We start from the raw sequence: 11,829 nt of genomic DNA on the forward strand, positions 1-11,829 counted from the left end.
CAGGTGCGTGAAAATGCTCAACAAAAACTTCTGGCTATATGCAATTGGCAGATGGGTATCTCAAGCAGGATGGGTGATTCAAGATATAGCAGTCCCCCTCTACGTACTTGATAAAACCGGTAGCGGAGCTATAATGAGCCTTTTCATACTGGTTGAACTGATTCCAAGACTTCTAGTAAACCCAATAGCCGGTGTAATTGGTGACCGCTATAATCGAAAAAAGCTAATGGTATGGCTCGATATAGCGAGAGGAGTGCTTCTTTTTGGAGTTATCGCCTTTAACCTCCTAGATATCCAAAGCTTGCTTGCAGTCCAAGTTGTGATGAGCATTATGGGGGCATTTTTCTCGGCAGGAGTGTCAGGATGTTTCCCGACCTTGTAAAGAAAGAGGATCTTGCCCAAGCAAACTCCATACTCCAAAGTGGAGCTCAAGTAATAAGGATCGTTGGTCCCATATTGGGAGGAGTAGTTTATGCCTTTTGGTGGACTTAGGTTAGCGATACTCATAAATGCAGTGAGCTTCTTCGGCTCTGGACTCTTTGAAATGCTCATAGAATATCACTGGGAAACCAGAAAGATTTCCAGCATTCATGAAGTATGGGGGGATATGCTTGAAGGTTTTAGATTTATAAAGGATTCAAAGAGTTTACTCGTCCTTGTTAGCCTCGCAATAGTCCTAAACACTCTTCTAAACCCGATTTTTGCGGTTATTCTCCCATATATATCACGAGTAGTTTTGGGTTATCCTCTGTACAATTTGAAAGCATTCAAACCGCTACAACAGTTGGAGCATTAGCAGGAAACCTTATTATAGCAGGAAAACTCAAAGATTCTTCCGAAAACTTGCTGTTCAAAGCTCTTTTCGCAGAGATTATCTGTTTATTCCCGCTATCAGTTGTCACGTATCCATATTTCCAAAAAGCCGCATATTTCATGCTCTTGGGAATCTTCACAGCTCTCGGCTTTTTCAACACATTGATAAATGTTCCTCTAATAACAAAGCTCCAAAAAGCCGTTCCTAATGAAGTTCGTGCCAGGTTTTTCTCGGCATTCGAGACGGCACTCATGGCAGCAACCCCACTTGGAATGGCAGTTGCGGGGCCGCTTTTGGACATCCTTGAGGCTTCAACCCTTGTGGCTACTTTAGTTGCCCTCAGTCTCCTTGCATCGATATACTGCTACATCAACTTTAAAGAAACTATCATGAATATTGGTGCCGAAGTAAGGGAAATGATGGGATAAAATACCAAAGGAAGGGTATCCACATAACTCTAGACAGAGGCTTGATATGGAGGAGATACTGCCAGTTTTCTATGAGCTCTACGGTTTGAGGAAGGTGCTGGATAAAGAAGATGTTAGCGAAAAACTAAAGGACATCCAAGCCCAGCTGCGAAAAGTAATCCCACTAGATGCCTCCTGACGTCCCCTCATACCTCCAGTGAAGTATAGTCACAACAAGCCAGCCAAATAGGAAGTTCGATAAAATGACCTCCACAAAGTGGGCTCTTCTTATGACGTCGGGCATATATAGGTTGGGGAGTAAAAGGAGACCAGCCATGAGTACTGAATAGAGTAGAGCCACAGCCAAGCGGGCTTTCTTCCAGTCCCCAATCATCTTGACTATTGGGATCGCCAAAAGGCCCCATACTATGCCCCTCAAGATTTGAAATGGAAGTATCCATGCTGGCATCTGCAGGTTAGCGTAGTATTCATCAAAGGCTTCTCCCGCTAAGGGTTTGAAGACCAGAGCTCCAAACACAGTGTAAATAAACATGTAAACAATTCCGATTAAAAGCAATTTCCAAATCCAAGTCTTTAGAGGGAGAGAAAACTCTCTGACATGTTCTTGAGGAGTTTCTTTCATTTTATTGTGAATTGCCACTGCTACTGGAGAGAAAACCGCTGCAACAATAAATCCTTCTACAAAAAGCTTTGGAATCATCTCAGCGGGAATTATCTCTTCAAAGTAAGTTAAGAACACAACGGTCTCTATCTGGGTCAGAAACGTCGTTACCCCATAAAACACGACAAAAGTTGCTAAAACAAGCTTCCAACCGCCCCACTTGGAATTAACTATCATGTAACTCAGCACTAATATGTCAAGGAATGCAACTGGGAGCCAGTATATCAAGTTCCCAGCTTCTGACGATGCTCTTATCCCTGGAATAGGGAGCCAGTACAGAAGAGCTAGAATTAGTGCTAGAAAAACAATCTTCACCGAGAAATTTCGCAAATTCATTTCATCAACTCCTTAACATTCCTTTACAAGATTTTTCCATATTTTTAGTCTAAATACACAATAGGTGGGAGTATTTAAAAAACCTCCTAAAATAATTAAACCCTCATGCACGTAAGAAGGATTTATCTTGTCGTTACTATTTGCCATTGAAAAAATTTATAAATATTCATAGTAATAAAGTTATGAGGTGAAATCATGGCATGGGCATGGTGGGTAATGGGTTTAGTTGTGGCGCTCCTAAGCCTCTTGTGGGTGGTTTATGATGTCTTCAAAAACCAAAAAGATATGAGCACGGCTAGAAAGGGCTTTTGGATAGTTTTAACACTCCTATTCGGCGTAATAGGAGCCGGAGTGTATTACGTGGTGGAGAAGAGAAGCTAATTCTCCTTCACCTTAATTTTTTCTTCCCTATAGAAGTCTATAAGGCACCGCTTCATTGAAGCCAAAGTCACGGGTTTTATTGTTTCCCTCATCCAATCTGGCAGGTCTTTTCTAACATTGCTCCACAATAAGCGGTAATCTAAGACTATTATTGCTCCCTTATCTTCTGCACTTCTATGCACCCTACCAGCAGCTTGAACCAGCTTTCTATGAGCCGGTAATACGTATCCATAGTACCTTCCCTTCCCGGGGAACTTGTTTTCAAAGTACCTTATTTGAGCCTGTACCCTTGGCGTCGGCCTCGCATAGGGAATGCCGACTAAAACAACGCCGTTCATTTCATCTCCAGAATAGTCCTGCCCTTCGCTGTTTCTTCCCCCCATAACCCCAAGCAAAACAGCTCCATCTTTCTTTGCCTCTTCTTTAAATGCCATCACCAAAAGATCGTTCTCTTTTGAAGAAGCCCCTTTCTTTTCAATGAATACCTTTTTTCCGGTTTCCTCTTCTATTTGTATGTCCACGTTGGCAGATAAAAGCCCCTCAAGAACTTCATAAGAAGCCGTGAAAACGCCTACATTCTTTGGAATAAGCTTCGCAGCCTCAACGATATACTTTGTGAGTTTTCTGTACAGCCCAAGGCTTCTCTCATCTCCTCTGGTTGAAACATCTTTAGCCACTAGAACAAGGGCATTTTCCCTCTTAACCATTCTGGGAAACTTCTTAAGCTTGCCCTCTATCCCCATTATGTCCACAAAAGCCTCTAGAGGAGTCAGCGTTCCTGACATGAAAATTGTCGATTGGACATGTTTAACGAAACTGAGCGCTTTTGAGGGATCCAGCGCTACAAGTTCAAGAGACAGCCCTTTATCCCTGCTTAGAAGAAAGAGATAGTCTTCTTTTCCGATAAGGGCAAACCAGAGGAGTAAAAACTCTCCCACCCTACCAACATAGCTCCTTGGGGGTAGATTTCTCTCGATTTTGTCCTCTCTTATGGCATCTCCGGCCTTAACCATCTGGTCAAGAATTCTGACGAGTCCTCTCTCATTGATTCCCAAAACGTCGAAAACATGATAAAAGATGCTCTCCGGCAGTATGGGCACTTCTTCAATCTGCATGTCCTTCAATTTCTCCTGATAGAGATTCTCCAAGCCCTTTAGAAAGATGCTTAAGAAATTGGCGATTTCGTGTTCCTTATACTCATCGGCTTCTTTTATTGCCCTGTTGATGCTGTGGATGCTTATCTTGTCGCTCAGGGCGTTTATTGCCTGATCTGGTAGGTTGTGAGCTTCATCAAAGATAAGTATCAAGTCAGAGTACTCGAAATCAAAATAGCTCATAAAATTCTCCCTTATAGACGGGCTTATCATGTACAGATAGCTGGCCACTATTACATCTGACTCGAGGGCGACCTTCCGGGTAAGCTCATAAGGGCAGAAGTCGAACATTTTGGAATACGTAAGTATCGATATGGGCTCTGCAGGTGTCTGGAGAAAGTATTGAACGAGCTCGTCGAATTCCTCTTTCTTTTTCTTAAGGTTCTCAAAAAACTCACATTTGCCAAGCTTTTTGAGGTTTTTACACACTATCATTGCGTTGTAGGCATCGGGGGCAAAGTTCTGGATATACTGATGAAGACAAAGTTCTTTTCTGCTCCTAAATTCAACTCCACTTACATGAACCTTTTTGTTTATGGCTTTGAGCTCTTCTATGACTCTGTCCATCTGCTTGTGCGTTCTCGCAAGGTAGATTATCTTATAACCCATCTCTTTGGCATAGGGCAAGGCTCCAGCTAATACGCTTATAGTTTTTCCAAAACCTGTTGGGGCTTCAATAACTAAGTTTTCGCCATTCCTTACTGCATTATCCACTAGCTTGATGAACTCCTCTTGATTTGGCCTTAGGGAATGATATGGGAAATATTCGCTCATCTTAACTCATCAAAAAGGTTATTAATGAGGGTTTTTAACTTTTCCCAAAGTGAAGAGAGGGATTAAAATGAAAGAATACCAAAAGAAACTGGTAGAAGCTGGAGTTGAAGGGGTTATAATAATGGTATTCTCTTACCTCTTCTACTACCAGAACTACCTTCTCTACAAATGGCACCGCGGTCTTTCGCTGCCCTCAAAAATCCCCTTTGCAATTGCTGGAATTCTCACGGGGGCAGCTTATCTAATGTACAAACTCTACAGAATCTATCCGCTGATGCAAAAGGAAAAGATAGGAGATGTAATAAGGAAAGAAAACTTAGAAAGCCTTTAATCAGATTTCAAGCTCGTGTATGTGCTCGAGGACTTTTACCATCAGCTTAACGCTTGCGTCAACGTCTCTCTCGTCAACAACTTCAGTGTTGGAGTGGACATACCTTGAGGGAATGCTTATTGCACCTGTTGGGACTCCAGCTTTATTGAGGTGTATTGCTCCAGCGTCAGTTCCTCCGCCGAGGAGGATGTCCCACTGGTAGGGAATCTCGTATTTCTTCGCAAGCTCCTCCATCCATCTGACTATCTTTGGATGGCATATAACGGAGCGATCCATGATTTTAATTGCTGTTCCCTTACCGAGCTGTGTGACCTGCTTGTGCTCTGGTGTTCCAGGAACGTCAGCGGCTATTGTGACGTCTATAGCAAATCCGTAATCGGGATCAATTCCAAAGGCGCTTGTCTTTGCTCCTCTAAGGCCAACTTCCTCCTGCACAGTTGCAACAAAGTATATGTCTGCATTTGAGTCTTTCAACTGTCTTGCGGTCTCAACGAGGGTATAAACGGCTATTCTATCATCAAAAGCGATGCTGACAAACCTGTGCTTGCCAAGTCTCTCAAGCCTTCCATCCCAGGTAATCACGGTTCCAATCTTAACTCCCATTTCCTCTGCCTCTTCCTTTGACTCAGCACCTATGTCAATGAAAATTTGATCCCAGTCTGGGGCTTTTTTCCTCTCTTCGGGTTTTTGGATGTGTGGAGGAACGCTTCCACCAACTCCGTAGATGAACTTGTCCTTGTCAATCCAGACTTTGAAGCGCTGGGCAATCAAAGTTCTTGGGTCAATTCCTCCTATTGGAGCTACCCTCAAGAATCCGTTCTTTTCAATGTGTGTTACCATGAGTCCAATTTGATCCATGTGTCCAGCAATCATGACTTTTGGACCATCGCCTTTCTTGTGGGCAATAACGTTTCCAAGCTTGTCAACTTTAATTTCATCGACGTATGGCTTTATAGCTTCTATAACAACATCTCTAACTCCCATAAACTCATAGCCAGTAACTCCAGGAGCTTCGACTATTTTCTTTAATAGTTCATAATCCACCATCACTACCACCTCGTTTAGACGTTCATCTTACTGTAGGATGAATAATATTTAAGGTTTTAGGTTGGAATTTACCCGGGAGGATACAAAATGCTACTAAAGCCCCCAATAGTCGAGTGCACTTTTGTAAAAAGGCTAAACAAATTTGTAGGAGTAATAGAGGTCAATGGAGAGATTAAAAAGGCCTTGATAACAAACACTGGCAGATTAGAGGAGTTCATGATTAAAGAAAGAAGAGCGTTTTGCGTTCCCAAGCAGGGAGGGAAGACGGAGTTCGTCCTAATCGGATTTCTGGAAAAAGATGGGAAAGGAGCTATTATAGACACAAGAACACAAACAAAGGCTTTTGAAAGGGCAGTTGATCTGGGTCTAATTGAATTGCTTAGAGGGTGCAAAATCAAAAAAGAGAAGTTAAAGTTGGCAATTCAAGGCTGGATTACTTCTTGGATTGCAACGGCGAAGAGATTTTGGTAGAAATGAAAAGCGCTGTTCTGAGAGGGGGAGATTATGCAATATATCCCGACTGTCCGAGTTTGAGGGGACAGAAGCATATAAAATAGCTTATACGCCTGCAGGAAATGGCAAGAGAGCAATGATAGTCTTTATAGGCGCTCTGCCTAGAGTTAGGAGGTTCAAACCCTATGCACAGGGAGACCCCAAAATTGCCGAACTCTTGAAAGAAGCAAAGAGAAAAGGTGTGGAGATTAAGGGAATTTCAATAAACCTCCTTCGCAGCGGAGAAGTCATCCTAGAAAACGATGATCCCCTAATTGAGGTGTAGCCCAAAGGCTTTTATAACGCTCACCCAATAAAAACTCGGGGGTAACACCCCCGTGGAGGTGTTGGGAATGACTATCGTAGATGTTAGGATTCTGGTAGAAGGAGCAAGTGATGTAGAAGTTGTAAGTAAAGCCCTTCAAGGCTTAGCTCTTGGTAGTGAGTACAACATAACGATCTCCGCAATAATTCCAACAACGAACTTAGAAATAGCTAAAAGCGCCGCAGCTGGGGCAGATTTGCTAATAATAGCCACTGACGCGGATAGAGTTGGAAGAGAACTAGCAGAGAGAATGTTTAGGGAACTCAGCGAGCTCGTTGGGCATGTAGAGAGAATGAAGATACCCCTGGGGCATGATCTTGAGCACATCGACGTTGAGCTTGTAAGGAAGGAAATCAAAAATACGCTGGTAAGGGCAGGCCTAAAAAGCCTCCAGATTTTACCAGAGTACATGGCACTGAGAAATCAGCTTCTCGACTTAAAAGGAAAATATGAAATGCTTATGCAAGAAAACGAAAAGCTAAAAAATGACTATCAGGAGCTTGAAGGGAAGTACGGAGAATTGTTGGAAGAATACAGCAGATTGGTTGAAGAAAACAACAAGCTGAGAGAATCTCTAAAGAAGAGAGCTAACGTCTTCAAGATAAGCGAGATATGGAAGGAACTCTTTGGTGAAACAGAACCGCCAGAAGAGAGATACATAGCAGAAGCGGTTGAAAAACTTAACCTCGGCGGAAAGATCATTGTTGGACAAGGATATATCTACTCCGAGGACGAAGACTTAGTAATCGAGCTGCTCAGAATAGTCCACTTAAGCCTCAGCATAGCGGAAAGCAAGAAGGAAGAGAAGCCCGAAGAAAAGGAAGAGAAAGTAGAAGAACACATACCCGAATTCGAGAACTTCTGAGCCTTTAAAATTTATTTTTTGTGATTTATATGGACGTCATAGAAGAATTCAAAACTTACCTCGAACTTGAAGGAAAGAGCCCTCAGACCGTTAGAATGTATGCCTACTATGTAGACCGGTTTTTAAAAGAGGCCAAAACCCCAAACTATCGCTCTGCACTTCGATTCTTGGCAAAGCTTAAGCAAAGTGGGTACTCAAACAAAAGCCTCAACCTTGTGGTTCAGGCATTAAAGGCATATTTCAGATTTGAAGGCTTGGATGATGAAGCTGAACGATTAAAATCCCCAAAGGTACCACGAAGCCTACCAAAGAGCCTTACGAAGGAAGACGTGAAAAAGCTCATAAAAGCTGTTCCACCCACAAGAAAAAGGGACAGGCTGATAATTCTTCTCCTTTACGGAACGGGACTAAGAGTAAGCGAAGTTTGCAATCTCAAAATAGAGGACATAGATTTCAAGAGGGGAATTTTAATTGTGAAAGGTGGTAAAGGAGCTAAAGACAGAGTAGTCCCTGTCCCAGGCTTTCTGTTAAAGGAAATTGAAGATTACCTAAAAACAAGGGACGATGGAAGCGAATACCTCTTTGTTGAGGTTAGGAGAGAAAAGAAGGACAAAATTTCCCCCAAAACCGTCTGGTATCTCCTCAAAAAGTACGGCGAAAAAGCCGGAGTAAGGGTAACTCCCCATATGCTCCGTCACAGCTTTGCAACCCACATGCTGGAAAAAGGTGTAGATATAAGGGTTATCCAAGAGATCCTCGGCCATTCAAACCTTTCAACAACGCAGATATACACAAAGGTCACCGTGGAACACTTGAAGAGAGCACAAGAAAAAGCAAGGCTTGTTGAAGAAATAATAGAAGAGTAATTCATTCCTTTCTTCCCAAGAGGCTCAAATAGCTGGCAAAAGCTCCAGCAGATATCGTGTCTCCCAATCCCACTGTGGATACAGGGTTTTTAACGAGCCTTGTGGGGATGATGACTATCTTGTACTCCCTTGTTCTCATCTTGGCCTTTGCCTCCTCAAATCTCAGCTTTACGTATTCTCCTTTTTCGTTGAACGGGACTTTTAGGCCAACCTTGACATCTTCTGGACTTTTAATGTCTCCAAGAGAAGCCCTAGCAGCTGCAAGGGCCGTTCCTACTTCCAAAGACTTTCTAAGCTCTTCCTCTGTAAGCGGGTTGTCGTTGTGGGTGATGTACATCAGATAATAAATCGTGTGCACCTGCAGAATCTCGAGGTTTAGCTCATCAAGTAGGATTTTAGCCCCTAAAACGGCATCTTCAATTCTGTTATATGTAAAAATCCTATCGCTTAATTCTCTATACCCAAGAACACTTAATATGTGGGCTATCTCAGCCTCGTCCATCCCTACGCTGTCAACGAGTGGGAAAATGTTGTAAATTACCTTCTTTCTTAGCTCTCTGTCTTGAATAGATGCGAACTCAACGTGTATCTTAATGTCCTTCTTCTTTCTGAGCAGCTTTATGTCCTCCTTCGCCTTTCTCAGGTAGTAGTTGGCATCCTTTCCATCACTGTAGTACTTTCTCAACCCCTGATAACCAGAAAGAATAGCTCCATCAACCATTTCCCCTATCTCGGGAAGGTAAGGCTTGAGTTCTGGCGAAGTTTCAATTCTGGCAAAATCCTCGAATCTGCACGCCACAATGAATCTTCCGGAGTAAGGGACTTCAATTGTTTCATCCCCTAACTTGAATTTTGTGCCTGCTCTAAACTCAAAAATTCTGTTGATCTTTACCGGATCGCTCTCCCTATATGCCTCCAAAGGCTTTTTTAGTACAAGCTTCCCATTTTCGACAACCGGGTAGAGGAGGTTGTCCTTATTCACAAACATTTCGGCTTGCTTTTTTCCAAGAAGAGGGGAATACGCAATTACCCTGTTGAAGTTCAAGTTGGCAAGAAGATTCGCTATTATCCCTACTTGCCCGCCAATTCTCTCGATGTCGTATTTAAATCGGGAGTTAAACCACTTATCGGTTTCATAGCTCACTAACGGGACAGCTTGGGGCTTTCCAGTCTTGAGGGCATGAACTAATCTTGCAACAAAGTCCAAGGGTTCGTTAATTTCTCTTGGGTACTCGTCCATTCTCTTCTTAATGTTCTCTGCCCCAAACTCCTTTATGAGGCTCTCTATGTGCTTTTCATTTAAATAGACTATCGCGTCAACGTTCACGTTGTAGGCTAAGTACATGCCCATCTTCTGGAAGTCCTTGAGGAACTCCATCATGGTATCACCCTCAGTGAGTACTTGGAAAAAATTTGCGAAAATACTTAAAAATATTTGCATGAAAATTAAGAGACCTTAAGCGGATTAAAATTCCCTGAAAAGCCTTCCAAGCCATGGAATTTTTTCTCCCACATCGAGCTCTCTTAAAGCCAGCCATAAAGATGCCTGATTGCTTGTAACAACGGGAACTCCAAGATCTTCCTCAAGGGGTTCGATTATCTCGAAAGTCCTTAAGTTAGTGCAACTTATGAATACTGCATCTGCTTCATCGGTGAAAAGTGCTTTGGCCATTCTGTAAGCCTCGTAAGGTTCCAGTTTTCCTATTCTTGTGTTGTCAACTACTCCAAGACCCCTGATGTCAATAACCTCAAACTCATTTGCCTCTAAAAATTCCTTCTCCCTCTGGTTTATTTCCTCTGTGTAAGGGGTTATGACAAGTATCCTCTGGGAGTCAAGAATCTTAAGGGCTTCAAGAATCGCTGTGCTCGTCGTTATTACCGGTAGTTTCACTTCGTTCTCTATTTTCTCTGCAAGCTCTCTGTCAAACTCTCCTCCACCTATAAAAGAACCGCTAGTACACCCGTAGAGTATTAGATCGACGTTTGCATCTCTTAGAAGCTTCGCACCTTCAACTGCAAGCCCACTCATGGCCAAAAGCTCCTCTTCTGTAACGTTCTTTAAAGGCATCCTCGCTGTATGAAGTGATACTCCTTCGGGCAAAGCCGAGTGTAATTCCATTTCCATTGTTGTGTTTGATGATGGCACTATTAACCCAATTCTACCTCTCCATCCATACATGTTTTCACCTAAAGAAGTCTCGGTAAAGGAGTATATTAAAGTTTTCCACGGGAAAATTCTAATAAACTTGCGGTGCAAATAAATTCTGGTGATGAAAGTGATAAGGTATCCCGCAGTTGCCGGTAGTTTTTATCCTGTTGGGAGCGAGCTTAAGCTAATGCTCGACGAGTTTTTCAGCGATCTTGGAGAGCTTGGAGAGGAGAGAAAAATTACAGCCGGAGTTGCACCTCATGCGGGGTACATTTTCTCAGGCTACACTGCCTCAAGAACTTACAAAGCAATTTACGAAGATGGGCTCCCAGAGACTTTTGTGATAATAGGGCCCAACCACACCGGAATAGGCTCTCCAGTGGCCATTTATCCTGATGGGATCTGGAGAACGCCAATGGGAGATATTGGGGTTGATGAGGAGCTTGCAAAAGCAATAGCAAAGCACTCCAATCTGGCAGACTTAGACGAACTTGCACACAAATATGAGCACTCTCTTGAAGTACAGGTGCCCTTTATCCAGTACATCTCCCAAAAGGCGGGAAAAGAAGTCAGGATAGTCCCCATAACCCTTGGACTGCAGGATGAAGAAGTTGCTGAGGACTTGGGAAGAGCGATATTTGAAGCATCCCACGAGCTTGGAAGGGATATCGTTGTTATAGCGAGTACTGACATGATGCACTATGGCTATGCCTACGGCTACGTGCCCTTTAGAGCGAGGGGAGATGACTTGCTCGGCAGGATAAAGGAATGGGACTTCAGAGTAATTCAGAAGATTCTCGAATTTGACTACAAGGGAATGTTCGATGAAATTAGGAAAATGGACCACACGATGTGCGGACCAGGTGGAGTTGCAACGGCAATAGTGTTTTCAAGGCTTAGTGGAGCTGTTGAGGCAGAAGTTCTGCACTACACAACCAGCTTTGAAGTGAGCAGAAGCACGGATGCAATAGTTGGCTACGTTAGCATCGTCATGAGGAAGGCATGAAATCGAAGGAAACAAATGATGCGTGTAACACAAAAGCCGATTCAAGGTATAGTGTTTCTCTCCTTATTTTAGCTGCATCATAACGACACAATAGGGTTCATTGTAAATTCTGCCACGTTTTTTATCCTGTTGGGAGGACGCGCTGATGCGGTTTCTAAAATTCACAAACGTTTCATAGCTCAAGACCAAAAGAAAAATAA

General features: G+C 43.0%; 17 protein-coding genes. 12 read left to right on the forward strand and 5 right to left on the reverse strand.

Going from position 1 to position 11,829, the window contains the following annotated elements; all coding sequences use genetic code 11:
- Window positions 1-13 precede the first annotated feature (13 nt).
- The 4 genes from NF865_RS08375 (at window position 14) to NF865_RS10415 (ending at window position 1,420) form a co-directional block, all read left to right on the forward strand.
- Complete coding sequence (locus NF865_RS08375; protein ID WP_253304283.1) at window positions 14-382, forward strand: MFS transporter; 369 nt, start codon at window positions 14-16, stop codon at window positions 380-382.
- A gap of 90 nt (window positions 383-472) precedes the next feature.
- Window positions 473-796 carry an MFS transporter gene (locus tag NF865_RS08380; RefSeq protein ID WP_253304284.1) on the forward strand — a complete coding sequence of 108 codons (324 nt, stop codon included), beginning with the start codon at window positions 473-475 and terminating at the stop codon, window positions 794-796.
- On the forward strand, window positions 766-1,242 hold the full coding sequence (locus tag NF865_RS08385; RefSeq protein ID WP_366513869.1) for an MFS transporter: 477 nt from the start codon (window positions 766-768) through the stop codon (window positions 1,240-1,242). The genes NF865_RS08380 and NF865_RS08385 overlap by 31 nt, the downstream gene beginning before the upstream one ends.
- 46 nt (window positions 1,243-1,288) lie before the next feature.
- Window positions 1,289-1,420 (forward strand): hypothetical protein, encoded by a 132-nt coding sequence (locus NF865_RS10415; protein ID WP_301281855.1) that lies wholly within the window; start codon window positions 1,289-1,291, stop codon window positions 1,418-1,420.
- Here NF865_RS10415 and NF865_RS08390 read toward each other — a convergent pair.
- Window positions 1,406-2,239 (reverse strand): hypothetical protein, encoded by an 834-nt coding sequence (locus tag NF865_RS08390; RefSeq protein ID WP_253304286.1) that lies wholly within the window; start codon window positions 2,237-2,239, stop codon window positions 1,406-1,408. The two genes, NF865_RS10415 and NF865_RS08390, sit on opposite strands and share 15 nt — an antisense overlap.
- Before the next feature lie 195 nt (window positions 2,240-2,434).
- Here NF865_RS08390 and NF865_RS08395 point away from each other — a divergent pair, with 195 nt between their 5' ends.
- Window positions 2,435-2,620: a PLDc N-terminal domain-containing protein gene (locus NF865_RS08395; protein ID WP_253304287.1), complete on the forward strand. Its 186-nt coding sequence runs from the start codon at window positions 2,435-2,437 to the stop codon at window positions 2,618-2,620.
- Here the strand turns inward: NF865_RS08395 and NF865_RS08400 are convergent.
- Window positions 2,617-4,548, reverse strand: a complete 1,932-nt coding sequence (locus NF865_RS08400) for a helicase C-terminal domain-containing protein (RefSeq protein WP_253304288.1) — start codon at window positions 4,546-4,548, stop codon at window positions 2,617-2,619. The genes NF865_RS08395 and NF865_RS08400 overlap by 4 nt on opposite strands.
- Window positions 4,549-4,597: 49 nt before the next feature.
- Here NF865_RS08400 and NF865_RS08405 point away from each other — a divergent pair, with 49 nt between their 5' ends.
- A complete protein-coding gene (locus NF865_RS08405; RefSeq protein ID WP_253304289.1) occupies window positions 4,598-4,879 on the forward strand; it encodes a hypothetical protein in 282 nt (93 codons plus the stop codon).
- Here NF865_RS08405 and NF865_RS08410 read toward each other — a convergent pair whose 3' ends face one another.
- Window positions 4,880-5,926, reverse strand: a complete 1,047-nt coding sequence (locus tag NF865_RS08410; protein ID WP_253304290.1) for a M42 family metallopeptidase — start codon at window positions 5,924-5,926, stop codon at window positions 4,880-4,882.
- 87 nt (window positions 5,927-6,013) lie between these two features.
- On the opposite strand from NF865_RS08410, the gene NF865_RS10505 reads away from it, so the two are divergent.
- The 5 genes from NF865_RS10505 to xerA all read left to right on the forward strand — a co-directional run bounded on the left by NF865_RS10505 (window position 6,014) and on the right by xerA (window position 8,474).
- Window positions 6,014-6,397: a PDDEXK family nuclease gene (locus NF865_RS10505; RefSeq protein ID WP_436317650.1), complete on the forward strand. Its 384-nt coding sequence runs from the start codon at window positions 6,014-6,016 to the stop codon at window positions 6,395-6,397.
- Window positions 6,367-6,483 (forward strand): DNA/RNA nuclease SfsA, encoded by a 117-nt coding sequence (locus NF865_RS10510; RefSeq protein WP_436317651.1) that lies wholly within the window; start codon window positions 6,367-6,369, stop codon window positions 6,481-6,483. Before NF865_RS10505 ends, NF865_RS10510 begins: the two co-directional genes overlap by 31 nt.
- A 32-nt stretch (window positions 6,484-6,515) precedes the next feature.
- Window positions 6,516-6,704, forward strand: a complete 189-nt coding sequence (locus tag NF865_RS10515; RefSeq protein ID WP_436317652.1) for a DNA/RNA nuclease SfsA — start codon at window positions 6,516-6,518, stop codon at window positions 6,702-6,704.
- A 67-nt stretch (window positions 6,705-6,771) separates the two neighbouring features.
- The gene (locus tag NF865_RS08420; RefSeq protein WP_253304291.1) at window positions 6,772-7,608 is read left to right on the forward strand and encodes a toprim domain-containing protein; all 837 of its coding nucleotides are present in this window, start codon (window positions 6,772-6,774) and stop codon (window positions 7,606-7,608) included.
- A 29-nt stretch (window positions 7,609-7,637) separates the two neighbouring features.
- A complete protein-coding gene (gene xerA, locus NF865_RS08425; protein WP_253304292.1) occupies window positions 7,638-8,474 on the forward strand; it encodes a site-specific tyrosine recombinase/integron integrase in 837 nt (278 codons plus the stop codon).
- A 1-nt stretch (window position 8,475) separates the two neighbouring features.
- On the opposite strand, the gene pfkC is transcribed toward xerA, so the two are convergent.
- Window positions 8,476-9,855, reverse strand: a complete 1,380-nt coding sequence (gene pfkC, locus NF865_RS08430) for an ADP-specific phosphofructokinase (RefSeq protein ID WP_253304293.1) — start codon at window positions 9,853-9,855, stop codon at window positions 8,476-8,478.
- A gap of 84 nt (window positions 9,856-9,939) precedes the next feature.
- A complete protein-coding gene (locus NF865_RS08435) occupies window positions 9,940-10,653 on the reverse strand; it encodes a maleate cis-trans isomerase family protein (RefSeq protein WP_253304294.1) in 714 nt (237 codons plus the stop codon).
- A 97-nt stretch (window positions 10,654-10,750) separates the two neighbouring features.
- On the opposite strand from NF865_RS08435, the gene NF865_RS08440 reads away from it, so the two are divergent.
- A complete protein-coding gene (locus tag NF865_RS08440) occupies window positions 10,751-11,629 on the forward strand; it encodes an MEMO1 family protein (RefSeq protein WP_253305636.1) in 879 nt (292 codons plus the stop codon).
- The last annotated feature ends 200 nt before the right edge of the window (window positions 11,630-11,829 follow it).

Origin of the sequence: Thermococcus aggregans (assembly GCF_024022995.1) — an archaeon.
In the GTDB taxonomy this organism is placed as follows: Archaea; Methanobacteriota_B; Thermococci; order Thermococcales; family Thermococcaceae; genus Thermococcus_A; species Thermococcus_A aggregans.

Coding starts and splice junctions, on each gene's coding strand:
- NF865_RS08375 (WP_253304283.1), top strand. CDS start 14: ATGCTCAACAAAAACTTCTGGCTATATGCAATTGGCAGATGGGTATCT.
- NF865_RS08380 (WP_253304284.1), top strand. CDS start 473: ATGCCTTTTGGTGGACTTAGGTTAGCGATACTCATAAATGCAGTGAGC.
- NF865_RS10415 (WP_301281855.1), top strand. CDS start 1,289: ATGGAGGAGATACTGCCAGTTTTCTATGAGCTCTACGGTTTGAGGAAG.
- NF865_RS08390 (WP_253304286.1), bottom strand. CDS start 2,239: ATGAATTTGCGAAATTTCTCGGTGAAGATTGTTTTTCTAGCACTAATT.
- NF865_RS08395 (WP_253304287.1), top strand. CDS start 2,435: ATGGCATGGGCATGGTGGGTAATGGGTTTAGTTGTGGCGCTCCTAAGC.
- NF865_RS08400 (WP_253304288.1), bottom strand. CDS start 4,548: ATGAGCGAATATTTCCCATATCATTCCCTAAGGCCAAATCAAGAGGAG.
- NF865_RS08410 (WP_253304290.1), bottom strand. CDS start 5,926: ATGGTGGATTATGAACTATTAAAGAAAATAGTCGAAGCTCCTGGAGTT.
- NF865_RS10505 (WP_436317650.1), top strand. CDS start 6,014: ATGCTACTAAAGCCCCCAATAGTCGAGTGCACTTTTGTAAAAAGGCTA.
- NF865_RS10515 (WP_436317652.1), top strand. CDS start 6,516: ATGATAGTCTTTATAGGCGCTCTGCCTAGAGTTAGGAGGTTCAAACCC.
- NF865_RS08420 (WP_253304291.1), top strand. CDS start 6,772: ATGACTATCGTAGATGTTAGGATTCTGGTAGAAGGAGCAAGTGATGTA.
- xerA (WP_253304292.1), top strand. CDS start 7,638: ATGGACGTCATAGAAGAATTCAAAACTTACCTCGAACTTGAAGGAAAG.
- pfkC (WP_253304293.1), bottom strand. CDS start 9,855: ATGATGGAGTTCCTCAAGGACTTCCAGAAGATGGGCATGTACTTAGCC.
- NF865_RS08435 (WP_253304294.1), bottom strand. CDS start 10,653: ATGTATGGATGGAGAGGTAGAATTGGGTTAATAGTGCCATCATCAAAC.